Source organism: Saccharothrix espanaensis DSM 44229, assembly GCF_000328705.1.
GTDB lineage: Bacteria > Actinomycetota > Actinomycetes > Mycobacteriales > Pseudonocardiaceae > Actinosynnema > Actinosynnema espanaense.
In genome coordinates this window covers 7,261,750-7,282,243 of sequence record NC_019673.1, presented here as the reverse complement: position 1 = coordinate 7,282,243, position 20,494 = coordinate 7,261,750, and the positions used below count along the sequence as shown (strand labels likewise).

General features: G+C 72.7%; 23 protein-coding genes. 7 read left to right on the top strand and 16 right to left on the bottom strand.

Going from position 1 to position 20,494, the window contains the following annotated elements:
* The first annotated feature begins 20 nt into the window (after positions 1–20).
* Complete coding sequence (locus BN6_RS31555) at positions 21–608, top strand: GTP-binding protein (RefSeq protein WP_015103903.1); 588 nt, start codon at positions 21–23, stop codon at positions 606–608.
* A gap of 76 nt (positions 609–684) precedes the next feature.
* A complete protein-coding gene (locus tag BN6_RS31550; protein ID WP_051075810.1) occupies positions 685–1,449 on the top strand; it encodes a class I SAM-dependent methyltransferase in 765 nt (254 codons plus the stop codon).
* Between the two features lie 469 nt (positions 1,450–1,918).
* On the opposite strand, the gene BN6_RS49245 is transcribed toward BN6_RS31550, so the two are convergent.
* The 5 genes from BN6_RS49245 to BN6_RS31525 form a co-directional block, all read right to left on the bottom strand.
* The gene (locus tag BN6_RS49245) at positions 1,919–4,228 is read right to left on the bottom strand and encodes a diguanylate cyclase domain-containing protein (protein ID WP_015103900.1); all 2,310 of its coding nucleotides are present in this window, start codon (positions 4,226–4,228) and stop codon (positions 1,919–1,921) included.
* A gap of 105 nt (positions 4,229–4,333) precedes the next feature.
* Positions 4,334–5,140: an SAM-dependent methyltransferase gene (locus BN6_RS31540; RefSeq protein WP_015103899.1), complete on the bottom strand. Its 807-nt coding sequence runs from the start codon at positions 5,138–5,140 to the stop codon at positions 4,334–4,336.
* Between the two features lie 224 nt (positions 5,141–5,364).
* The gene (locus BN6_RS31535; protein ID WP_015103897.1) at positions 5,365–5,823 is read right to left on the bottom strand and encodes a hypothetical protein; all 459 of its coding nucleotides are present in this window, start codon (positions 5,821–5,823) and stop codon (positions 5,365–5,367) included.
* On the bottom strand, positions 5,795–6,430 hold the full coding sequence (locus tag BN6_RS31530; protein ID WP_015103896.1) for an RNA polymerase sigma factor: 636 nt from the start codon (positions 6,428–6,430) through the stop codon (positions 5,795–5,797). The genes BN6_RS31535 and BN6_RS31530 overlap by 29 nt, the downstream gene beginning before the upstream one ends.
* 72 nt (positions 6,431–6,502) lie before the next feature.
* Positions 6,503–7,672: a S8 family peptidase gene (locus BN6_RS31525; RefSeq protein ID WP_231904804.1), complete on the bottom strand. Its 1,170-nt coding sequence runs from the start codon at positions 7,670–7,672 to the stop codon at positions 6,503–6,505.
* Between the two features lie 111 nt (positions 7,673–7,783).
* On the opposite strand from BN6_RS31525, the gene BN6_RS31520 reads away from it, so the two are divergent.
* From BN6_RS31520 to BN6_RS31510, 3 genes are all read left to right on the top strand, one after another.
* Positions 7,784–10,396 (top strand): CHAT domain-containing protein, encoded by a 2,613-nt coding sequence (locus BN6_RS31520; RefSeq protein ID WP_148303103.1) that lies wholly within the window; start codon positions 7,784–7,786, stop codon positions 10,394–10,396.
* 84 nt (positions 10,397–10,480) lie between these two features.
* The gene (locus BN6_RS31515; protein ID WP_015103893.1) at positions 10,481–11,254 is read left to right on the top strand and encodes a GNAT family N-acetyltransferase; all 774 of its coding nucleotides are present in this window, start codon (positions 10,481–10,483) and stop codon (positions 11,252–11,254) included.
* Between the two features lie 126 nt (positions 11,255–11,380).
* Positions 11,381–11,809, top strand: coding sequence for a nucleoside deaminase (locus tag BN6_RS31510; protein ID WP_015103892.1), 429 nt, complete (start codon positions 11,381–11,383; stop codon positions 11,807–11,809).
* 61 nt (positions 11,810–11,870) lie between these two features.
* On the opposite strand, the gene BN6_RS31505 is transcribed toward BN6_RS31510, so the two are convergent.
* The 7 genes from BN6_RS31505 to BN6_RS31475 form a co-directional block, all read right to left on the bottom strand.
* Positions 11,871–12,989 carry a CU044_5270 family protein gene (locus BN6_RS31505; RefSeq protein WP_015103891.1) on the bottom strand — a complete coding sequence of 373 codons (1,119 nt, stop codon included), beginning with the start codon at positions 12,987–12,989 and terminating at the stop codon, positions 11,871–11,873.
* Positions 12,982–13,578 carry an RNA polymerase sigma factor gene (locus BN6_RS31500; RefSeq protein ID WP_015103890.1) on the bottom strand — a complete coding sequence of 199 codons (597 nt, stop codon included), beginning with the start codon at positions 13,576–13,578 and terminating at the stop codon, positions 12,982–12,984. Before BN6_RS31500 ends, BN6_RS31505 begins: the two co-directional genes overlap by 8 nt.
* A gap of 172 nt (positions 13,579–13,750) precedes the next feature.
* The gene (locus BN6_RS44500) at positions 13,751–14,107 is read right to left on the bottom strand and encodes an STAS domain-containing protein (RefSeq protein WP_158509470.1); all 357 of its coding nucleotides are present in this window, start codon (positions 14,105–14,107) and stop codon (positions 13,751–13,753) included.
* A gap of 285 nt (positions 14,108–14,392) precedes the next feature.
* Positions 14,393–15,307 carry a baeRF2 domain-containing protein gene (locus BN6_RS31490; protein ID WP_015103888.1) on the bottom strand — a complete coding sequence of 305 codons (915 nt, stop codon included), beginning with the start codon at positions 15,305–15,307 and terminating at the stop codon, positions 14,393–14,395.
* Between the two features lie 68 nt (positions 15,308–15,375).
* The gene (locus BN6_RS31485) at positions 15,376–15,744 is read right to left on the bottom strand and encodes a hypothetical protein (protein ID WP_015103887.1); all 369 of its coding nucleotides are present in this window, start codon (positions 15,742–15,744) and stop codon (positions 15,376–15,378) included.
* A gap of 37 nt (positions 15,745–15,781) precedes the next feature.
* The gene (locus tag BN6_RS31480) at positions 15,782–16,522 is read right to left on the bottom strand and encodes a SigB/SigF/SigG family RNA polymerase sigma factor (protein WP_015103886.1); all 741 of its coding nucleotides are present in this window, start codon (positions 16,520–16,522) and stop codon (positions 15,782–15,784) included.
* Positions 16,519–16,878 (bottom strand): ATP-binding protein, encoded by a 360-nt coding sequence (locus tag BN6_RS31475; protein WP_015103885.1) that lies wholly within the window; start codon positions 16,876–16,878, stop codon positions 16,519–16,521. The genes BN6_RS31480 and BN6_RS31475 overlap by 4 nt, the downstream gene beginning before the upstream one ends.
* Positions 16,879–17,120: 242 nt before the next feature.
* Here BN6_RS31475 and BN6_RS31470 point away from each other — a divergent pair, with 242 nt between their 5' ends.
* Positions 17,121–17,678: a hypothetical protein gene (locus BN6_RS31470; RefSeq protein WP_015103884.1), complete on the top strand. Its 558-nt coding sequence runs from the start codon at positions 17,121–17,123 to the stop codon at positions 17,676–17,678.
* 43 nt (positions 17,679–17,721) lie between these two features.
* On the opposite strand, the gene BN6_RS31465 is transcribed toward BN6_RS31470, so the two are convergent.
* The 3 genes from BN6_RS31465 to BN6_RS31455 form a co-directional block, all read right to left on the bottom strand.
* Positions 17,722–17,898 carry a DUF397 domain-containing protein gene (locus BN6_RS31465; protein WP_015103883.1) on the bottom strand — a complete coding sequence of 59 codons (177 nt, stop codon included), beginning with the start codon at positions 17,896–17,898 and terminating at the stop codon, positions 17,722–17,724.
* 79 nt (positions 17,899–17,977) lie between these two features.
* Positions 17,978–18,154, bottom strand: coding sequence for a DUF397 domain-containing protein (locus BN6_RS31460; RefSeq protein WP_084672949.1), 177 nt, complete (start codon positions 18,152–18,154; stop codon positions 17,978–17,980).
* A 2-nt stretch (positions 18,155–18,156) separates the two neighbouring features.
* A complete protein-coding gene (locus BN6_RS31455) occupies positions 18,157–18,999 on the bottom strand; it encodes a helix-turn-helix domain-containing protein (RefSeq protein ID WP_041314716.1) in 843 nt (280 codons plus the stop codon).
* Between the two features lie 89 nt (positions 19,000–19,088).
* Between BN6_RS31455 and BN6_RS31450 the strand changes: the two genes are divergently transcribed.
* Positions 19,089–19,364 (top strand): hypothetical protein, encoded by a 276-nt coding sequence (locus tag BN6_RS31450; protein ID WP_015103881.1) that lies wholly within the window; start codon positions 19,089–19,091, stop codon positions 19,362–19,364.
* A gap of 65 nt (positions 19,365–19,429) precedes the next feature.
* Here the strand turns inward: BN6_RS31450 and BN6_RS31445 are convergent, their stop codons facing one another.
* Positions 19,430–20,116, bottom strand: coding sequence for an NPCBM/NEW2 domain-containing protein (locus tag BN6_RS31445; RefSeq protein WP_041314713.1), 687 nt, complete (start codon positions 20,114–20,116; stop codon positions 19,430–19,432).
* Between the last annotated feature and the right edge of the window lie 378 nt (positions 20,117–20,494).

Genomic DNA, 20,494 nt, shown 5'->3' with positions numbered 1-20,494 from the left:
CTAGGGAAAGCGGAAGCAACATGAGCGGTGGCGCTCCCGGGCCGGGCACACCGAGCCTGACGGTCACGTCGACCAAGATCGTGGTCGCCGGCGGGTTCGGCGTCGGCAAGACCACGTTCGTCGGCTCGGTGTCCGAGATCGTGCCGCTGACGACCGAGGCGGTGATGACCGAGGCCAGCGTCGGCGTGGACGACCTGTCCAGCACGCCGAACAAGATGACCACCACCGTGGCCATGGACTTCGGTCGCGTGACCCTCGACCAGGACCTGATCCTGTACCTGTTCGGCACCCCCGGGCAGCACCGCTTCTGGTTCATGTGGGACGACCTGGTGCGCGGCGCGATCGGCGCTGTCGTGCTGGTCGACACCCGGCGGCTGTCCGACGCGTTCGCCTCGATCGACTTCTTCGAGGACCGCGAGCTGCCCTACGTCGTCGGCGTGAACTGCTTCGACGGCCTGCTGCACCACCGGATCGAGGACATCCGCGAAGCGCTGACCATCGACCAGGCGGTGCCGATCGTGCCGTGCGACGCGCGCAACCGCCAGTCGACCAAGCAGACGCTGATCACGCTGGTGCAACACGCGATGCGGCTGCCCACCTTCGCCTGAGATCCCACACCGGGGGCGGGTGCGCGGGGACAAAACCCCGCGCACCCGCCCTCGGTGTTTCGGCACACTGCGTCACATGCCGGACCCTTACGAAGACGAAGAACTGGCCGCGCTCTACGACACGATCAACGGCTGGGACGCGAGCGACGACTTCTACCTGAGGCTGGTCCTGTCCGCGAACTCGGTGCTCGACGTCGGCTGCGGCACCGGAACCCTGCTCAAAGCCGCGAGGGACAACGGGCACACCGGCCGCCTGTGCGGCCTGGACCCGGCCGACGGCATGCTCGCCCAAGCCCGCGACCGGCCGGACGTGGAGTGGGTGCGCGGAACGTTGGGCACGGTCCCGTTCGCGGGTGAGTTCGACCTGGTGGTGATGACCGGCCACGCGTTCCAGATCCTGCTCACCGACGACGAGGCACGCGCGCTGCTCGACGGGGTGCGCCAAGCCCTGACCCCCACCGGCCGCTTCGCCTTCGAAACCCGCAATCCGGCCGTGCGGGGGTGGGAGCGCTGGAACCCCGCCGACGCCAGCGAGATCACCGACGCGGCGGGGCGCACGGTCGTGGTCACGCACGAGGTGGAGAGCGTGGTGGACGGGGTGGTGAGGTTCAGCGAGACGTACAGCGGCCCGTGGGAACAGCCCAGGGTGACGTGGGCGTCACTGCGCTTCCTGCCGGCCCCGGAGTTGGACGAACTGCTGGGGGACAGGGGTTTCGTGGTGACCGAACGCTACGGCTGGTGGGACCGTACGCCCTTCACCGAGAACAGCCGAGAAGTCATCACCATCACCCACCCCCTGGTCCCCTCCCTCCCCGCCGTCCCACCCGCTGATGCCCGCTGATGCCTGGCGACGCCCCGCTGACACCCGCCCCGCTGAGTGGCCCGCTGACTGGCCCCGCTGACTCGCCCCGATCCTGACGGCCGGTGCCGGGCCACGGGCCACCGCACGCCGGCAGCCGACCTCCGGTTCCGCGCTGATCCGGCCACACCACCGCGTCGCCGCTGTTGCGGCTCCCCAGCGCGGGCTGCTTGCCGTTATGACACGTGCGAGTGAATCGGCTGGATCATGACAACCGAACGCCAGCCTCGAAGCATGAGCCTATATAGGCACGGAGGCGACTCGGGCGACCAACAACCTCGCGAGCGTGCGGCAGGTCGTCCGCATCCAGCGGACCGCAGCCCAGCGGACCGTAGCCGAGCGGATCGCAGCCCAGCGCCGGACGTGCCGACAGCGCGGCGGCCACCCGGCCACCGGACACAGAACGATGCTCCCGCGGGCGCGCGGAGGACAGGCGAGGGGGTGGTGGTGCTCACCAACGCACGGTGAGGTCGGCTCCCGGCACGTCGCTGATCACCAGCGCGCCGGTCGACCGCACCAGCGGCACCAGCATGGCCAGCGCCTCGCGGGCCACTGGTTCCCGAGCCGGGTACTCGTGGCCCGGCTGCTCGTGGCCCGGCTGCTCGTGGCCCGGCTGCTCGTGGCCCGGCTGCTCGTGGGCTGCGTGCTGGTGGGCCGCGTGCTGGTGGGCCGCGTGCTGGTGGGGTGAAGGCTCGGCTGGCTGGTCGGTCGGTTGCTCGTTGGGCGAGCCGTGGGGCTGGTGTGCGGGTGGGGTGTCCAGCTCTACGCCGTGTAGCGCGTGTCGCTGTACCAGGGACAGTTCGCGCAGTCCGCAATCGAATCCGTGGAGCAGGCGGCGGACGCCCATGTCCGCGAGGGTGGTCAGGTTGTCTTCCACCGCGTCCAGGCCGCTTGCCAGGCAGCTTGATGCCAGGCTCACCCAGAGGCACGCCGGGGCCAGGCCGGTGGTGCGCAGGGCGTAGCTGACCTTCGTTGCCAGGTCCGGGTCTCGGGACTGGTCGGCTGACAGGCGGACCACCACCGGGACGCCTTCTGCTGCGGCGAAGGCGCAGGCTTCGTCCAGGAGCCACTCTCCCAAGTGGCCGCTCAGGCCCAGGGTGTCGGCGAAGGCTAGGCACTCCTCGTGGCCTACGACGCCGAACTCCGGTTCGTCCCAGCGTAGGCGGGCCGCAACGGCGACACGATCGCTGCCGCCGTAGCGGTTGTCGTCGCTGGAGTTGATGCCGTCAGCGGAGCGGTTGTCGTCGGTGCAGTGGGGGTTGTGGGTGGAGTGGGGGTTGTGGGTGGAGGGGGTGTCGACGCTGGGGTGAGGGGTGGGGGTGGCTCGTTCTATTGGGCGGTAGTCGATGGCTATTTCGCCGTTTTCCAGGGCTCCCGGCATGGTGGCTATCAGGGCCAGGCGGCCTCGGTCTCGGGCGTCTTGGCCGGCGTCGTAGATGCCCCATTGGCCCTTGCCTCCGGTTTCCGCGCGGCGCAGGGTCGAGTGGGCTTGGCGTAGCAGGGCCATCGCGTCGCCGTCGCGGGCGGAGGTGCGGACGAAACCCATGCCCGCTGTCACGCCTACGCCGCGGCCGGACAGGTAGACCGGTTCGGACAGTTCCTGGTCGATCGCCTCGGCCAGCGCCGAGATGCTCGGGGTGTCCGGTGTGTCCTCGATCAGCACCACGAACTCGTCGCCGCCGATCCTGGCCACCGTCGCGTTCTCCCCGGACACCACGGTGGTCAGCCGTCGCGCCACGACCCGGAGCATCTCGTCGCCCGCTTCGTAGCCGATGCCGTCGTTGACGATCGCCACGCTGTCCACGTCCAGGTAGCACAACGTGATCGAGCCCGGCCTGCTCAACGCCCGCTCCAACCTCGGCAGGAAGCTCTGCCGGTTCGGCAGGCCGGTCAGCACGTCGTGCAACGCCTGGTGACGCAGGTAGTCCCGCAGCATCCGCTGCTCGGTCACGTCCTCGATCACCGCCACGTGGTACTTCGGGTTGCCCTCCGGGTCGCGTACGGCGGACAGGGCCACGTTCGTCCACATCGGATCGCCGGATGGGCCGGTGAACTGCTGCTCCAGCCTGGTGGCAGCGACCGGGGAGGGAGTCGGTAGAGCGGCCAGGGCGGGCGGAGAGGGTGCGGTGGGGGGTAAGGGGGCGGGAGGGGTGGTTGTTCTGTCGGCGGCTTCCCAGGCGGTGCGCAGTGCGGCCAGGTCTGCTTGGGTGAACAGCTTTCCCGGGTCCGGGGTGTTCCCGGTGTGGCCCAGCATCCGGGCCAGCGCCGGGTTCGCTTCCACGACCTGGCCGGCCGCGTCGAAGATCGCGATGCCCGCGCCGGCGGACGTGAACACCTGGCGGAACCGGGCTTCGCTGTCGTGCAGGTCTTGGCGGGCCTGCTCCAGGGTCACCAGCAGCGACGTGCGGATCTCCTCCTGCTCGGTGAAGATCTGGTCGCGCGCCGCGTTCGCGTAGCCGGCGGCCACCGCGCCCAGCGCCTGCGCCACCCGCACCGGGTCGTCGCCGGCCAGTGCCGCGCCCAGCACCTCGACCGTGCGGCTCAGGCTGTCCTGGCCGGTGAACCGGGCCTCGACCAGCCACTCGCCGAGCGCGGTCGCCGCGTCCGGGGTGAACTCCGCCGCCCGCACCGAGCCGGCCAGGGCGGCCCAGTGCGCGGCCAGCCGGCGGCGGACCTTCGGGCGGGACAGGGGTGTGTACGCGGAGTCGAGGAGCTCCCTGGTCCAGCGGCCGACCGGGTCGGGGCGCGCGGCACCGGCCACGGGAGGCGCTCCCGAGGCTTGCACGTCTGGTGCCGAATCGGTCATCGCGGAGGGGTGGCGCATAAGATCAGGTGCGCAAATCTTGCGTACCCGACCCACCCCGCGTCAAGGCTTGCGGCCGACCACCGCGTACAGGTTCGCGCGACCCGGGTCCGCCGGCACGTCGTCGGGTGACTCCGGCCGCCACTCGGGCGTGAACACCAGGCCCGGCTCGACCAGGTCGAAGCCGTCCACCAGGGCCAGCACCTCGGCACGGGTGCGCGGCGTGATCGGCTCCGCGGTGTGCTGGAAGATGTCCGCGCCCGCCGCCATCTCGCGCGGCATCCGGTCGGGCGTGAAGTGCGACAGCGCCAGGTAGCTGCCCGGCGCGAGCAGGTCGCGGTAGCGGGCCAGCACGTCGCGCGGCCGGTCGGCGTCGGGCACGAACTGGAGCACGCCCACGGCGAGCAGCCCCACCGGGCGGCTGAAGTCGAGCAGCAGCCGGGTTTCCGGCGCGTTCACCACCGCGTCCGGGTCGCGCAGGTCGGCCAGGATCACCGTCGCGTCCGGGTTGGCGGCCAGCAGGAGTTCGGCGTGCGTCACCGCGACCGGCTCGATGTCCACGTACACCACCCGGCACTTCGGGTTGGCGTCCTGCGCCACCTCGTGCACGTTGCCCACGGTCGGGATGCCCGACCCGAGGTCGAGGAACTGGGTGACGCCCGCCTCGACCAGCGCCAGCACCACGCGCCGCAGGTAGGACCGGTTGAGCCGGGCCATGTCGCGGACGGGCAGCACCTCGGCCAGCGCCTCGCCCACGGCCCGGTCGGCGGCGAAGTTGTGCCCGCCGCCCAGCAGGTAGTCGTAGATGCGGGCCGAGCTCGGCAGGTCGAGGTCGACCCCGGCCGGTGACCAGCGCACTTGTTCGGTCACCGCCCACGCCTCCGCCGTCGGGAAGAAGATCCGGCTTCACGGTACTGGCGGCTGGGCCTGTTCCGATCGATTCGGCACCGTGATCACCCACAAGTGGACAACGGCGAGCAGACAACAGAGGACGGGCGTGACCGGGCAGGAGGGGGCAACGGCGAGCAGGCAGCCACGGCCGCGGGGCGGGCGTGAAAGGGCCCCGTCGCGAAGGGCTGGGCATCGCGACGGGGCTAGACGCAGACCCAGTCGGTCATCACGGTCGTGCTGCCGGTCTGGAGGCGGAACCGGATCGGGCCGGCCGGGGGTGGTCCGAGCAGGAAGCACCCCAGTTCGTCCAGTTCGGCGTCCTCCACCGGGCCGGTCGCGGTGAGCAGGGTGACCCGGGCCGCCCGCGCGGGCAGCACCTGCCCCGCCACGCCGGCTTCGGTCACCTCCACCTGCACGGAGATCCCCTCGGCGTCGAACACCAGCTGCCGGGCGGTCAGCGCGGCCCGCGCCCGGCCCGCCAGCTCGGCGTCCAGGATCGAGTCGTAGCTGGTCAGCAGCATCAGTTCGGCGTCGACGGTGCGCCAGGTGAACGCGGCCCGCGCCGCCTCGTAGAACTGCTCGGGCACGGCGCGCGCCTCGGCCAGCGCTTCGGTCAGGTCCCTGAGCAGGACCTCATCGCCTTCCCACCCCGGAACGCTCACCGGGCACACCTCCTCCGACACCGCCGCGGACCGGCCGGGGGTCGAGGTGCCGCAGCACCTCGGGGGTCCGGCGCAGCTTCTCCAGGCACCGGATGCGGGTCGGCCCGATGCTGCCGACCGGCATCGCCAGTTGCTCGCTGACGGCGGCGTAGCTGGGTGGCGGGTCGGCCATCAGCTTGGCCAGCAGCTCCCGGCACTGCGCGGTCAACGTCCGGAACCCGTCGCGCAACGCCTGCCGGCGCTGCGCGGCCTCCATCTCCTCGTCCAGGTCCGCCACCGCGTCGACCGGGCTGGCCGGCTCCTCGTCGGACAGCGGGTCGTACGGCTGGGTGCGCTGCTGGATGCGCAGCATCCGCAGGCACTCGTTGCGGGTGGTGGTGGAGATCCAGCCGGGCAGCGCGTCGGGGTCGCGCAGTTTGCCGATCTGCTCGACGAGGCGCAGCCACAGCGTCTGGTTGACATCCGCCGCGTCCGCCGGGCGCAGCCGGTGCTTGTAGATCACCGACAGCACCAGCGGCGTGTAGCGGTCCACGATCTCGTTCCACGCCCGCTGGTCGCCCTGCGCCGCCGCGCCGACCAGCGCGGCGGTGGGAGATGCAGGGGTCACGGCCCCTCCTGGGCTCGGGTCTCCTCGTTGCTTCCACACACTACGGAGCGCGGGCGTCCTCGCCAGATACGCCTACTCCACGAGAACCCCGTAGTTCGGGAAGAACGCCGGTCCGGCGAGCAGCTTGTCGCGGGCGGCCTCGGCGGTCAGGCCGTGGGTGGTCATGGTCTCGGCGATCCGCCCGGACACGTGCGGCGCGGCGAACGAGGTGCCCAGCCAGTAGGCGAACCGGTCGTAGACGTCGACCGCGGTGTCGCCCGGCAGCGCCCACTTGCCCTTGAGGTAGGTGCTGGTGCGGTTGCCGACCGCGCACGCGTCCACCCAGTGCCCGAAGTTCGAGTAGCACGCCGGCGCGCGCGTGCCGTCCCGCTCCTGCGCCACGGCGGCCACGCCGACCACGCCGGGCAGCGCGGCGGGCCAGCTCGGCCGGTTGGTGCCCTGGTTGCCGGCCGACGCGACGACCACGGTCGTCCTGGGCAGCTTGGCCAGCGCGCGGCGGACCGGTTCCGAGGCCACGTCGTCCTGGGTGAAGCAGCCCAGCGAGATGTTGACGATCTGCACCTGCTCGTCGAACGAGCCCAGCGCCCGCGCGAAGTCCTCCTCGGTGCCCAGCCCGGACGGGTCGAGCGCCTTCTCCGGGTCGAACCGCACGCCCGGCGCGGCCTGCCGCACCACGCCCGCGACGAACGTCCCGTGCCCGCCTTCGAGCGCGAACACGTCGCCGCTGGAGTAGGCGGCGTCGACCTCGTCGGCCCGGGGCAGGTACGCGCCGCCCAGCCACAGCGGGTGGTCGTTCGCGGCGGTCTTGGCGATGCCGGTGTCGAGGATGCCGACGACGACGCCCTTGCCCTTGGCCTCCGAGCCCGCGGGCGGGTCCGGGATGGGGCCCGCGACGTGCGGGGGCTGCCCGGGGTGGCCGTGCATGTTGCCGCCGTGGCCGACGACCGCGTGGTGCGGCTGCACGAACGGCACCCGCTCGCCGGGCCACTGTTGCGGGTCGCGCAGCAACCGGACGATGGCCGGGATGTCGTCGGGGTTGCGCGGCAGCACCAGTCGGGACATGCCCGCGAAATCGCGTCCGCGTTCGTTGCCGATCCCGTTCTGGGTGAGCTTGCGAGCGACCCGCAGCACGTCCTCGGGGATGGTCAGCAGCTCCCGCGCGACGAACAGGAACTCGCGACCGCGCTCGGCGTGCAGCCGCAGGTCCTTGTGCTCCCTGATCGCCTGCTCGAACGCTCTCACGTACAGCTCTGGGCGGTTCGACGATTCGGACACCACGGCCTCACATGCAGCGTAGACGGGTGCTGAGCTTGATCAAGCTACCACAGTGTTCTTGGTAATAAAGTGTGGTTCGTGACCGGTGTATCCGCTGCCGCAGCGCTGGAAGCCCGGCAACGGGACCCGCACGCGGCAATAGAGATGGGCCGTTCGGCGCTGAAGGCGGCGCGGGCGGCGGGCGACGCGCGCGAGGCGTCCACCGCCGAACGGGCGATCGGCCTGTCGTTGCGCGAACTGCACGAGTTCGACGGCGCGCTGCGGCACCTGAGGCGCGCGGTGCGGATCGCCGAGCAAGCGGGTTCGGGCCGGCTCGCCGCGCTCGCCCGGGTGAGCCTCGCGTTCGTGCTGTCCAACACCGGGCGGCACGCGCAGGCGTTGCGCACGGTGAACGCGGCGCTGCCCGAGCTGCGCGGGGTGGACGCCGACTACGCCCGGATGCAGCGCGGCCTGGTGCTGCACTACCTGTGCCGCTACGACGAGGCGCGCCGCGAGTACAACTGGGCGATCGAGGCGGCCCGGCGCGACGGCGACAAGCTCGGCGAGGCCCGCGCCCGCAACAACCGGGGCCTGCTGCGCGCCTACACCGGTGGCCTGCGGGCGGCCGACGAGGACTTCGACCGGGCCGCCGCGCTGTACCGGGAGCTGGACCAGGAGCTGGCGGTCGCGGACGTGCGGTGGAACGCGGGCATCTCGGCGTCGCGCGCCGGGGACGTGCCGCGCGCGCTGACCATGTTCGCCGAGGCCGAGCGGGAGTACCGGCGGCTGGAGGTGCCGCGTCCGGCGCTGCTGATCAACCGGCTGGAGGTGCTGGTGTCGGTGCCGCTGCTGGAGGAGGCGCGGGCGGCGGCCGACCGGGCGCTGCTGGAGCTGGACAAGAGCCTGGTGCTGGCCCGCTCGGAGGCGTTGTTCTACCGGGCGCGGATCGCCCTGATGGAGGGCGACCTCGACCTGGCGGTGCGGACGGCGGTGTTGGCGCGCAAGGGTTTCCGTCGCGAGAAGCGCGAGGTGTGGGAGGTCGGCGCGCGGCACGTCGAGCTGCGCGCGGCGTACCTGAGCGGCGAGCGGTCGCGGGCGCTGTGCACGGCGATGACGCGGGTGGCGTCCCGGTTGGACGAACTGGGCTGGCGGATGGCGGGCCTGGAGGCGCGGGTGGACGCGGCGCTGATCGCCCGCGAGCTCGGCGACAAGAGGCGGGCGCTGGTCGAGCTGACGGCGGCCGGCGCGGCCCGGCGCGGCGGCCCGGCGGCGCACCGCGTGCAGGGCTGGTACGCCGAGGCGCTGCGGCGCGACCTGGCGGGCAACGCGCGGGGCGCGCAGAGCGCGTTGCGACGCGGGCTGGGGCTGCTCGACGAGTACCGGGTGTCGTTGGGCGCGGCGGAGCTGCGGGCGCTCAGCGGCGCGCAGGGCAAGGCGCTGGCGCTGGAGGGTCTGCGCACGGCGGTCGCCGGCGGGCACGCCGGGCAGGTGCTGAGCTGGGCGGAGAGCTGGCGGGCCGGGGCGATGCGGATGACGCCCGCGCGCCCGCCGGAGGACTCGGGGTTGGCCGACGCGCTGGCCGAGCTGCGGGCGGTGACCTCGGACATCGACCTGGCGCTGCTGGCCGGCAAGCCGACGTCGGCGCTGCGGCAGCGGCAGTTGCGCGGCGAGCAGCGGGTGCGCGAGCTGACCCGGCAGACCAGCGGCGGGGGAGCGGTCGACCGGGTGCCCGCGGTGCGCGACCTGGCGTGGGCGCTGGGGGACGCGGCGCTGGTGGAGTACGTCGACTTCGAGGGCGCGCTGCTGGCCGTGGTGGTCGCGGGCGGCCGGGCGAGCCTGCACCGGCTGGGGCCGTTGGACGGCGCGGTGCGCGAGATCCGGCTGCTGCGGTTCGCGCTGCACCGGCTGGTGACGCTGCCCGAGCACCTGGACCGCACGGCGGTGCGCGCGGGCGCGGAACACGCAGCGTCCCTTTTGGACCGACGGCTGCTGGAACCGTTGCGGCGCAGGCTGGACGGGCGTGCGCTGGTGCTCGCGCCGACCGGGCTGCTCGGCGGTCTGCCGTGGTCGGCGCTGCCGGGCTGCCGGGGGCGTTCGGTGACGGTCGTGCCGTCGGCGACGGTGTGGCAGCGTGCGGCGGCGTCGTCCCGGGTGCCGCACGACCGCCCGGTGCTCGCGGCCGGGCCGAGGCTGCCCGCCGCGCCGACCGAGATCGCCGCCATCACGCCGTTCGCGACCGAGGCCACGGTGCTGGTGGGCGGGGCGGCGACGGTGGACGCGGTGGCGGCGGCGATGGACGGCGCGCCGCTGGCGCACGTCGCGGCGCACGGCTCGTTCCGCGCGGACAACCCGCTGTTCTCGGCGCTGGAACTGGCCGACGGCCCGCTGACGGTCTACGACCTGGAGCGCCTGCGCACCCCGCCCGCGCTGGTGGTGCTGTCGGCGTGCGACTCGGGGTTGTCGGCGGTGCGGCCGGGCGACGAGCTGATGGGCTTCACGTCGGCGTTGCTGGGCCTGGGCACGCGGACCCTGGTCGCGCCGGTGGTGCCGGTGCCGGCCGAGGTGACCACGCCGCTGATGGTCGACCTGCACCGGCGGCTGGGGCTGGGCGAGGCCCCGGCGGTCGCGCTGGCGGGTGCCCAGCGGGCGCACGCCGACGGCGGTGACGCGGAGTTCGCGGCCAGCGTCGGGTTCCTCTGCTTCGGCGCGTAGTGCTCCGGCGCGTAGTGCGCGGCGGGGGCGCCGGACCGCTGCCCCGCCGGTTGCCCACCGTCAGCGATACCTTGGGGTGATCTCATGACCAGTGCCGACGACCTCTCGGCCCGCATCGAGGCGAACCTGGCCGAGCACGCGTGTCACCTGCGCCGCGGCCTGCCGGGCTCGACCGTAGCCGAGCCCGGTGACGTCCTGGTCGCCGACAGCGGCTTGGCCGACGACACGTTCAACATCGTCGCCGCGGCCCGCTTCACGGCCGGCAGCGCCGACCGCCGCATCGCCGAGACGGTCGCCGGCCTGCCTGCCGGCCGTCCGTTCTCCTGGTGGGTGGGCCCCGCGTCGACCCCGCCCGACCTGGCCGACCGGCTGGCCGCCGCCGGGTTCCCGCCGGTCGAGCGCGAGACCGCGATGTGGGCCGAGCTCGACGACCGCCCCGCGCCGCCGACCGAGCTCGACCTCCGCGTGGTGAGCACGAAGGACGAACTGGCCGACTTCGCCGGGGTCCTGGCCGCGAACTGGACGCCGCCCGCCGCGACCGTCCGCGACTTCTTCGCCGCCACCGAGGCCCTGACGAGCCTGGCGCGGTACCTGGTCGGGTACGCCGACGGCGTCCCGGTGTGCTCGGCCGAGGTGTTCCCGCACGCCGGTGTCGCCGGGATCTACAACATCTGCACCTTGTCGGCGCACCGCCGCCGGGGCCACGGCGGCGCGATCACCGTCGCCGCCCTGCGCACCGCCCGCGCCCTGGGCTCGCGGATCGCGGTCCTCCAGGCGTCGGCCGACGGCGAACCGGTCTACCGCCGCCTGGGTTTCCGGGCCTGCGGCCACTTCACCGAGCACGCCGTCAGGCGCTGACCCCGCGTGCCCGCCGCCGACCTGCTCGACCGCCCCGAGGGCGACCGCGTCGGCTCCAGCACCTGCGCGCCGACCGGCGTCGGCGCGCGGGTGACCGGATAGGTTGGGCGGGTGGACGCACAGGACATGCTCGCGGTGGCGGTGCGGGAGGCCCGGACGGGGCTGGCCGAAGGCGGGATCCCGATCGGGGCGGCGCTGTTCGACGTGCACGGCGTGCTGCTCGGCAGCGGCCGCAACCGGCGGGTCCAGGACGGTGACGCGTCCACCCACGCCGAGACCGCCGCGTTCCGCGCCGCCGGCCGCCGGCGCACCTACCGCGACACGATCATGGTCACCACGCTGTCGCCGTGCTGGTACTGCAGCGGACTGGTCCGCCAGTTCGGCATCCCCCGGGTGGTGGTCGGCGAGGCCCGCACCTTCCACGGCGGCCACGACTGGCTGGCCGAGCACGGCGTGGCGATCACCCTGCTGGACGACCCGGCGTGCGCCGGCCTGATGACCGACTTCATCGCGGCCCGCCCGGAGCTGTGGTTCGAGGACATCGGCCAGGACTGAACCCGGGACGACGAAGGGGGTCCGTGCGCCCCCGACGCGCACGGACCCCCTTCCCCCCGGGTCAGCTGGCGGGCTTGACGCCGATCGTGTCGACCACCCCGGTGTCCACCGACGTGAAGCTCAGCACGGTGCCCGCCTTGAACGAGTCCCCGTCCCGGCTCGCGACCTGGCGCTCACCGATGAACTGGCCCGTCGCGGGGTCGATGATGATCTCGTGCCGGGTGGTGCCGTCGTCGATGCCCAGGGCGGTGCCGACCCGCCCGGCCAGGTTGGCCTGCTTCTCGGTCACCTCCAGGCCGGGCAGCTTGGCCAGCGCCTGGTAGAGCGCGGCCCGCAGGTCCTTGCCGACCAGGCCGCTGCGCAGCGCGTCGGCGGCGTAGACCAGCAGCTCGGCGTCGCCCAGGTCGTTGTCCGGGGCGTCGGCGGACAGCCGCTCGAACAGCGCGTCCGGGTCGGTGGGCAGGCCCGCCTGCCACTGCGCGGTCGGGTTCTGCCAGTTGCCCGGCTCGGCGCAGCGCTTCGCCGGGTCCTGCGCGAAGAAGTCGCCGCACGGGGCCCGCCACTCGCCCTCGGGCCAGCCGCCCTCGGCGGACACCCCGGCGGCCTTGGCCTCCTGCTCGGTGCCCAGCACCCACTGCTGGTTGCCGGTCACGTCGCGGCGCAGCAGCCACTCGTCGCGCGGGTCGGTCGGCGCCCACGTCTCCAGCACGTTCTCCGCCAGCCGGGCGAACTGCTTGTCGGTGCCCGCCGTCGAGGCCATCCACCACGCGTGCGTGGCGACGTAGCGGTACTGGCCGGGCCCGACCGCCGGGTCGGCCGCGCCGATGGTCAGGGCCGCCGCCCGGTCCAGCGCCGAGACCGCCTCGGCGCTGGCCGGCGCGCGGTCGCGGCCGAACGAGACGGTCTGCGCCACGAGCCCGGCCGCGACCAGCACGGCCACCGCCGCCGCCCCGGCCAGCCAGCGCCGCTTGGACCGCGTGGGACGCTGTTCCTCGGTCACTTCGATCTCCCCCTGCTCGGTGGTGCTCGTCGTCGTGCCGCCGGCGAGCGCGGTGCCCACCAGCGCGGCCCTGGCCCGCGCCAGGGCCGGTTCGTCGGCGCGGGTGTCCGCGTTGAGCGCGTCCAGCGCGCCGTCGAGCTCGTCGTCGGTCCAGATGCGGTGGACGTTGTCGTCACTCATCGCGAGTCCTCGCGTGGTCGGTGGTGGGTGCGTGGGCGCGCAGGGTGCGGCGGACGCGGTGCAGCCGGGACCGGACGGTGCCGACCGGGATGCCCAGCGCCTCGGCGACCTCGTTCGAGTCGAGCCCGGCCCAGCTGGTGAGCAGCAGCACGTCCCGGTCGCCGACGTCGAGCCCGGCCAGGGCGCCGGCCAGCAGCCGGGTCCGGGCCTGCGCGTCGACCTGGTCGGACACCCGGTTGCCGTGGTCCTCGTCGCCCGCCGCCGAACCGGCCGCCCGCGCGGCGGCGTGCAGGCCGCGCACCTCCTGCCGGAGGTGTCGGCGCAGCAGGTTCGTGGCGATGCCGTAGAGCCACGCCCGGACCGTGCCGCGGTCGGGCTGGTAGCCCGTCCGGGTCTGGAACGCCACCAGGAAGGTCTCGCCGACCAGGTCGTCGGCGAGGTCGCCCACCCGGCGCGCCAGGTAGCGGTGCAGCGGCCGGGCGTGGCGGTCGAACAGGTCCCCGAAGACCTGGTCCGGCCGCGGGCCGGACAGGTCGGGTCGGTCGTCCGCGTGGGCCGCCCGGGACGCGGGTGCCGCGTGATCGGTCATCGTCCTCACACCCGGTATTGCCCGCAGGAGCCGGTCACGTTCACGGCCAGCCTGCCGGGTGGGCGCGCGGTGCGCTCGGGACGCCCGCCACAGGGGTGGGAAAAGCGAACGGCGGGCGGAGTTCCGGTGATCGAGCACCGGCTCCGCCCGCCGCACCTGGCGTGCGCGAGGGCTAGATCCGCCCGAGGGCCTCTTCCAGGGTCTCCGCGAGGGTGAACACCGCGGTCAGCCCGGTCGCCTCGATCGGCCGCAGCACCGCGCGGCCGACGGCGACGACCAGCAGCGGCACGCCGAGCCCGTCCGCCCGTTTGCTGCCGGTGACCAGCGATTCGAGACCCGCCGACCCGAGGAACCGGACCTGCGTCAGGTCGACCACCACACCCCGCACCCCGTCGACCAGGGCGCTCTTGAGGGGCCTGGCCAGTTCGTCCGCGCTGCTCGCGTCCAGCTCGCCGGACACGCGCAGCACCACCACCCCGTCCGACCGGTCCACCTGTACGGACGCGAGCGCTGCCGAGGGCTCTGGCACGCCCGTCTCCTCTCTCATCGCGCACCGCCGGTGCGGCGCGTGGTCCACGGTAATCCGGAATCCGTCGACTCCGGGGTGATCCTGCACTGCAGACGGGGGGATGCGCGCCGGGACGTCGACGGGCGGCGTCCCCCCGCCCACGGTCCTCGACTGCGTCATGGCGCACCAATACCCCGTGGGCGCGCGGTTCAACCCAAACTTCCGGGTGAATTTTAGCGAGTGGGTTTCCGCCGCCGTGCCCACGGTCCCGGCACCGCCCGCCCAGCGGGTCGCGCGGTGACGTCTTCAGTCGCGCAACAGCGCGCCGGAGTCCTCGTGCAGCCGCACGGCGTCGCCGACCAGCACGACCTCCGCCCCGGACGCCGCGGCCAGCAGCGGCAGCACCTCGTCGGCGCGCCCGCCGTCGGCGTCGAGCGACCCGACCAGCGGGTCGCTGAGCAGCAGCGTGCCGACCGTCCCGGCCTCCAGCGCGGCCTGCACCGCCGCCACGCCGTGCACGGCCCGCCCGGTCAGCCGCGCCGACTCGTCGCGGAACCGCTGCACCACCGCCCGCCGGCCGTCCTGGTCGGCCCGCCCGGCCAGCGCCGCCACCGCGCGGTCCGGCGCGCCCTCCACCTCGACCACCAGGTGCCGGTACCGCTCGGGCAGCGCCACCCGCAGCGACCGCCGCGCCGACAACGTGCCGGCCAGCACCAGCAGCGGCGCGCGCACCAGGTCCACCAGCGAGGTCGCCTCGGACGCCACGTCGGCCAGTTCGGCCGGGTCCAGCCGGCGGTCGGGCCGGCGCGCCCCCACCGAGGCCACCGCCACCGCCCGGCCGGTCGGGTCGACGCCGCGCAGCTCCGCGCCGTGCGCGCCGACGTCGACCACGACGTGCGGCAGCAGCGGCTCGGAGAGGTCCACCATCGGCAGCAGGTACGGCAGGTCGCCGAACCGCGCCACGTACCCGGTCGGCGGCACCGGCAGGAACCGGTCCACCAGCACCCGCCCGTCGCCGACCACCAGCGCCCGCCCGGTCATCCCGGCCGGCGTCGCCTCCACCATCGCCCCGTCGAGCACCGCCAGCACGCCGGGCCCCGCGCCGAAGCCCTCCAACTGGTCCCGGACCGCACGCCACCGCAGGTCCAGGTGGTCGCTCACGTCGAGGTAGACGGAGGCGAACGGACCGTCGACCCCCACCACCCCGTGCCAGCTCTGCATCGCGGTCCCTCCCGGTCGTCGTCACCGAGGAGGTACCCGTCCCACGTCCGGGGCAACCGCGCGGCGGGCTAGGGCAGGCGCTCGACCCGCCGCACCGCGCCGCGGGTGCGCTGCTCGCACCACACGCAGCTCTCCGCGATCCCGACCGACGCGAACCCGAGCAGCAGGTGCGCCGCGTTGCCCAGGAACCCGGCGTCCATCGCGCCGCCGGTGTCGCCCAGCCCGTAGGCGAACACGACCAGGAACACCAGTCCCATCAACGTGCCCACGAGCCGGATCGCCCGCGCCCGGAACGCGGCCACCAGCACCGCCGCCCCGGTGATCACGTGCAGCAGCCCGAGCGGCGTGCGCCCGGCGACGAAGTCGACCAACCCCCACACCACGAGCAGCGCGCCGAGCACCAGCGCCGTGCGCTGCGGCCAGGACAGGTCCGCCACGGCGACCACCCCGCTTTCCAGCCCGGTGTGGGCTCAGTCACACATCATCGAGCAGACTGCGCAACCGGGCCAGTGATCGGCTCAAAAGCCTGGACACGTGCATCTGGGAGACTCCCACCGAGTCGGCGATCTGGCTCTGCGTCATGTTCCGGAAGAACCGCAGCACCACGATCCGCCGCTCGCGCCGGGGCAGGCCGCGCAGCATCGGGTCCAGCGCGTGTTGCAGCTCCACCACCTCCAGCGCCGGGTCGTCGAACGCCAGCCCGTCGGCGGCCAGCTCGCCGCCGGTCAGCTCCTCCAGCGACAGCAGGTGGTGCGCGGAGGTGGCGTGCAGGCCCTCGTACACCTCGTCCAGGCCGATGCCCAGGTGCCGGGCGACCTCGGTGGGCTTGGGGGAGCGGCCGGTGCGCCGGGCCAGCTCGACCCGCGCGGTGTCGATCGACAGGCACAGCTCCTTGAGCCGGCGCGGCACCCGCACCGCCCACCCCTGGTCGCGCAGGTAGCGCCGCACCTCGCCGGTGATCGTGGGCACCGCGAAGGCCAGGAACTCGATGCCGCGACTCGCGTCGAACCGGTCCACGGCGTGGATCAGCCCCAAGGCGGCGACCTGCCTGAGGTCGTCCGCGTTCTCCCCGCGTTCGGCGAACCGGTCGGCGATGTGCCAGGCGAGCGGTAGGTGCTCGGTGACCAGGTGGTCGCGCAGCCGCGCATAGCGCGAGCCGTCACGTTGTGCCGCCGCCAGTTCCACGAACAGCGGCTGGTAGTCGACCGCGTTCATGCCCGGCACCTCAACTCGACGTGCAACAGGCCGTCTCCGTCCACCCAGGTGGCCACCGTGTCGGTCACCGAACTGACGACCCGCCAGTACAACGAGCGGTGGTCGGGGACGGTCACGGCCGAGGAGCGGACCTGTGCGCGAAACCGAACGGAATCACCGTCTCGGACGAACCGGCACACCAGCAGGGCGTGCCGGCGGGCGCGGGCGATCAACGTCCCGCACGCCTCGTCCACCGCGATGACCAGGTCCACCGCGAGTCCGGGCAGCGGCCGGGCAATGGCCTTGGCGACGGCTCGGACCGTGGACAGGTGCGCGGGTCGTGCCGCCAGGGTCAATTCCACGTCCGCGCGGTCCATGCGTGGCGCATACCCGGGTCGTGCGCCGACTACACCCCGTCCACACAGGACAGGACGTCGGAATCGAGAAAGCTCCGGCCGGCGGGCACGGCGGTTCGGGGACGGCGTGAGGCGGCCGGCGGGGGTCGCCGGCAACGAAACGGCAATCGGTCGTCGACATGCTGTGACCCGGATCGACAGCCCGGTCCGACCAGGTCGGACGGTCCGAGGCCCGATCCACCGGCGTAGGAGAGGGGATTGCCGTGTTGTCGAACAGGGTGAACAGGCTGGGGCGCGCCAGGGGACTGGTGCTCGCGGCGGCGGTGGCCGTCTGCGTCGCCGGAATGATCTCCGGCACCGCCGCGGCGGCACCGCGGGCGGAGGGGGCGGTGACCGCGCCGGCCACCACGCCGATCTCGATATCGAACTGCGACGGCCGGGTGGAGAACTTCCGCATCGGTGACAACGGGGCGCTGTGGCACCAGTGGCAGGTGTCCCCAGGCGGTCCGATGAGCGGCTGGCACAGCCTCGGCGGGTCGCTCGTCTACGACATCGCCGTCGCGCGGAACTACAACGCCGCCTGCACGTTGGAGGTGTTCGGCATCGGCGGCGGGAACGCCATGCACCACATCTGGCAGTCCGCGGGTTCGCCCGGCGGCTGGAGCAACTGGAGCAGCCTCGGCGGCTACCTCACGACCAAGCCGAACGTGGGCTACGCGACCGACCTGAGCATCGTGGTCTGCGCCTGGGGCCCCGACCACATCTCGCACTGCAAGCGGCAGGCCAGCGCGGGCTCCGGACCCTGGTCGGACTGGTACTGAGCCGTCTCCGGCGGCCGGCAACCCCGGCCGCCGGAGACGGTCACTACTTCAGGCCGGCCAGGAAGGCCGTCAGGCCCTTGGCGGTGAACGCGAGGGTGGGGCCGGTGGGGTTCTTGGAGTCGCGGATGGCTGCGGTTGCGTCCGTGCGGGCGAGTTCGACGCAGTTCGACGTGTCGCTGCTACGGCTGCTCTTGCGCCAGCGGGCTGTGGTCAGGTCCACGGTCACTCCTTGATCAGCTCGGCGAGCACGTGCACGGGGACGGCCCGTGATCAAAGTCCAAGATCATGAATGGCCGGCGCTACTTCAGGCCGGCCAGGAAGGCCGTCAGGCCCTTGGTGGTGAACGCGAGGGTGGGGCCGGTGGGGTTCTTGGAGTCGCGGATGGCTGCGGTTGCGTCCGTGCGGGCGAGTTCGACGCAGTCGGAGGTGTTGCTGCTGCGGCTGCTCTTGCGCCAGCGGGCTGTGGTCAGGTCCACGGTCACTCCTTGATCAGCTCGGCGAGCAGGTCGGCCGTTGCACCGGGTGCAAGACTCACCCCGAGGATATTGCGGAGAGCAAGGCGATAGCCCTCCAGATCCGCCGGGTCCTCCAGGAAGAGGCCCGTCACCTGGTTCTCCACGTGCACGATCGCGGGCTCGTGCTCGAACTCCAAGACCATGAACGCACCGCGCAGCCCGACGTGCGGCCCGGCGCTCATCGGTACGGCCACGACGGTGACGTTCGGCCGTTCGAGGACGTTCTGGAGTTGGCGGAGCTGGCGGCGCATCACCCCGCGATCGCCGACCTCGATGCGCAGCGCCGCTTCGTGGACCACCGCGAGGTACTGCGGACCGTTGCTCCGGGACAACAGGGTCTGCCGGGCCATCCGGGCCGAGACCAGCTTGTCCAGTTCGTACTCCGAGAGGGTGGGGTCTATGGCTTTCACCAGCGCGTGGGCGTATTCGGCGGTCTGGAGCAGGCCGGGGATCATCAAAGCTTGGTAGTTGTGTATGCGCAACGCTTTGTTCTCGAAGTCGATCAGTGCGCGCCACAGCTTCGGAAGTCCGGCTTGACGTTCCCACCAGCCCATCTCCTCGCCCCGGCGCATGAGGTCGAGCAGTTCGCGGCGGCGTGCGCCGGGGACTTTGTAGAAGCCGAGCAGGGAGGCGACGTCGTCCATCTGCAGCCCGCTCTTCCCGGTCTCCATCCGGCTGATCTTGCTGGCCGACACGCCCAGCATCTCCGCGACGTCTTCGCAGCTCATGTGGTGTTGCTCGCGGTAGAGTCGCAGTGCGTTGGCCACGGTCCGCGAGCGCACCGACGTGTAGGCGTTTCCTGGCATGCGGCCAATCGTCGTCAATTCTGCATTTGATCGGCAATGACCCGATCGGGCTATGTATTGCACCCGTCGCACAATGTCAACCTGCCGTCATGAACACCCAGCAGAAGCTCGACCACATGGCCAGTCGGCCGCTCGGCAAGCGATTCGTCGTGCCCGGGTTCGGCGATCTCGGACCGGCGGTCATCGAACTGTCCCTGCCGCACGTGAAAGTGACCGATTCGGCCGGGCGGGTCATCGTCATCACGCCCAGGCAGGCCGAGTTGGTCGCGGCCGCGCTGGACAACGTCACGTCGTGGTTCGAGGACGTCGAGGACCTGCCGGAGGACGTGGCCGAGGACGTGACCTCGTACGTGGCCGAGGGTTGAGGGGTTCGGGCCGGCTCGGAAGGCGAGCCGGCCCGGGGTCCCGCCCCCTTGAACGGGTCGGGTGGTCACCTGACCGGGATCAGCAGCGGGTCGGCCCACACGCCCACGCGTTCCGGGCCGGGGCAGTTGCTGGGGTCGCCGGCGGGTGGTTTGACGCCGATCACCAGGCGGGCCACGCCGGTCACCGCGATCTCCACCAGTTGCGGCGCTTTGTTGCTCACCGCGGCCAGGTCCACCACGCGATTTCCGTCGGTCAGCGCGAAGAAGTCCAGCGGTTTGGTCTCGGCGGACTCGTCGGAGATGCCGACGAATGCGGTGAACCGGTCGAACCGGCCGTCCAGCGGGTATTCGATCTGGTTCGAACCGCACCACGCGCCGGTGGCCGCTATCGCCTGGTCGTGCGGCACGCCTTTCAGCCGGACCGGGCCGGTGGTCCAGAGGTTTTCCGCCGGGTCGTTGCGGACCGGTCCCACGTCGACCAGGGAAATGGCGCCGGGGGCGGTGTTCGGGATCGATTTCGCCGATCCGATCGTGTCGGCGGCGGTGGTGGGCGTGCCCGGCGCGGCCTGCGAGGTCGCCTGCTCGGTCGGGGCGTGCCCGCTCGCCAGCACGACTACCAGCGCCAATGCCGCGCCGCCGGCCAGCGTCAACGACAGCAGCACGCGCGGCGGGGGTCTGTCCCGGGCCCGCGTGGTGGTCAGCACGGTCACCCCGATCAGCAGGCAGACCGCCGCGCCGATGATTTTCAGCACTACCGTGGGAAATGTCAGAATGGCGATCAGCGTTCCGGTGAGACTGGTCGCCGCGCCGGACCAGCGGGCCACCGAGATGGCCGTCCGCGGCGAAGTCGGCTCACTTTCGGGATCGTCCGACGAGGTGCGCGCCCGTTGGTGCCGACCATCCATTGGCCACGGATCCTTTCTGCGGCAACCATCCGAGGACGGCTCGCGAGTTCGCCCGGGACGTCTCGGTTGGCGCGCACAGTAGCACCGATCAGGTCGGGTTCAATACGCGTAAAAGCGGAGGCCCGAACCGTCGTTTCCGTAGTACTGCGGTAATTGCAAATGAAATGGTTGGGCCGGTGAACTGCCCTCGCGGGCAGCCGGCGCTGCCCCCAGGACCGCCGCCGC

Bases quoted from the DNA above. Each gene is read 5' to 3' on its own strand.
- BN6_RS31555 (WP_015103903.1), top strand. From the start codon at position 21: ATGAGCGGTGGCGCTCCCGGGCCGGGCACACCGAGCCTGACGGTCACG.
- BN6_RS31550 (WP_051075810.1), top strand. From the start codon at position 685: ATGCCGGACCCTTACGAAGACGAAGAACTGGCCGCGCTCTACGACACG.
- BN6_RS31515 (WP_015103893.1), top strand. From the start codon at position 10,481: ATGACCAGTGCCGACGACCTCTCGGCCCGCATCGAGGCGAACCTGGCC.
- BN6_RS31510 (WP_015103892.1), top strand. From the start codon at position 11,381: ATGCTCGCGGTGGCGGTGCGGGAGGCCCGGACGGGGCTGGCCGAAGGC.
- BN6_RS31505 (WP_015103891.1), bottom strand. From the start codon at position 12,989: ATGAGTGACGACAACGTCCACCGCATCTGGACCGACGACGAGCTCGAC.
- BN6_RS31500 (WP_015103890.1), bottom strand. From the start codon at position 13,578: ATGACCGATCACGCGGCACCCGCGTCCCGGGCGGCCCACGCGGACGAC.
- BN6_RS31490 (WP_015103888.1), bottom strand. From the start codon at position 15,307: ATGCAGAGCTGGCACGGGGTGGTGGGGGTCGACGGTCCGTTCGCCTCC.
- BN6_RS31480 (WP_015103886.1), bottom strand. From the start codon at position 16,522: ATGAACGCGGTCGACTACCAGCCGCTGTTCGTGGAACTGGCGGCGGCA.
- BN6_RS31475 (WP_015103885.1), bottom strand. From the start codon at position 16,878: ATGGACCGCGCGGACGTGGAATTGACCCTGGCGGCACGACCCGCGCAC.
- BN6_RS31455 (WP_041314716.1), bottom strand. From the start codon at position 18,999: ATGCCAGGAAACGCCTACACGTCGGTGCGCTCGCGGACCGTGGCCAAC.
- BN6_RS31450 (WP_015103881.1), top strand. From the start codon at position 19,089: ATGAACACCCAGCAGAAGCTCGACCACATGGCCAGTCGGCCGCTCGGC.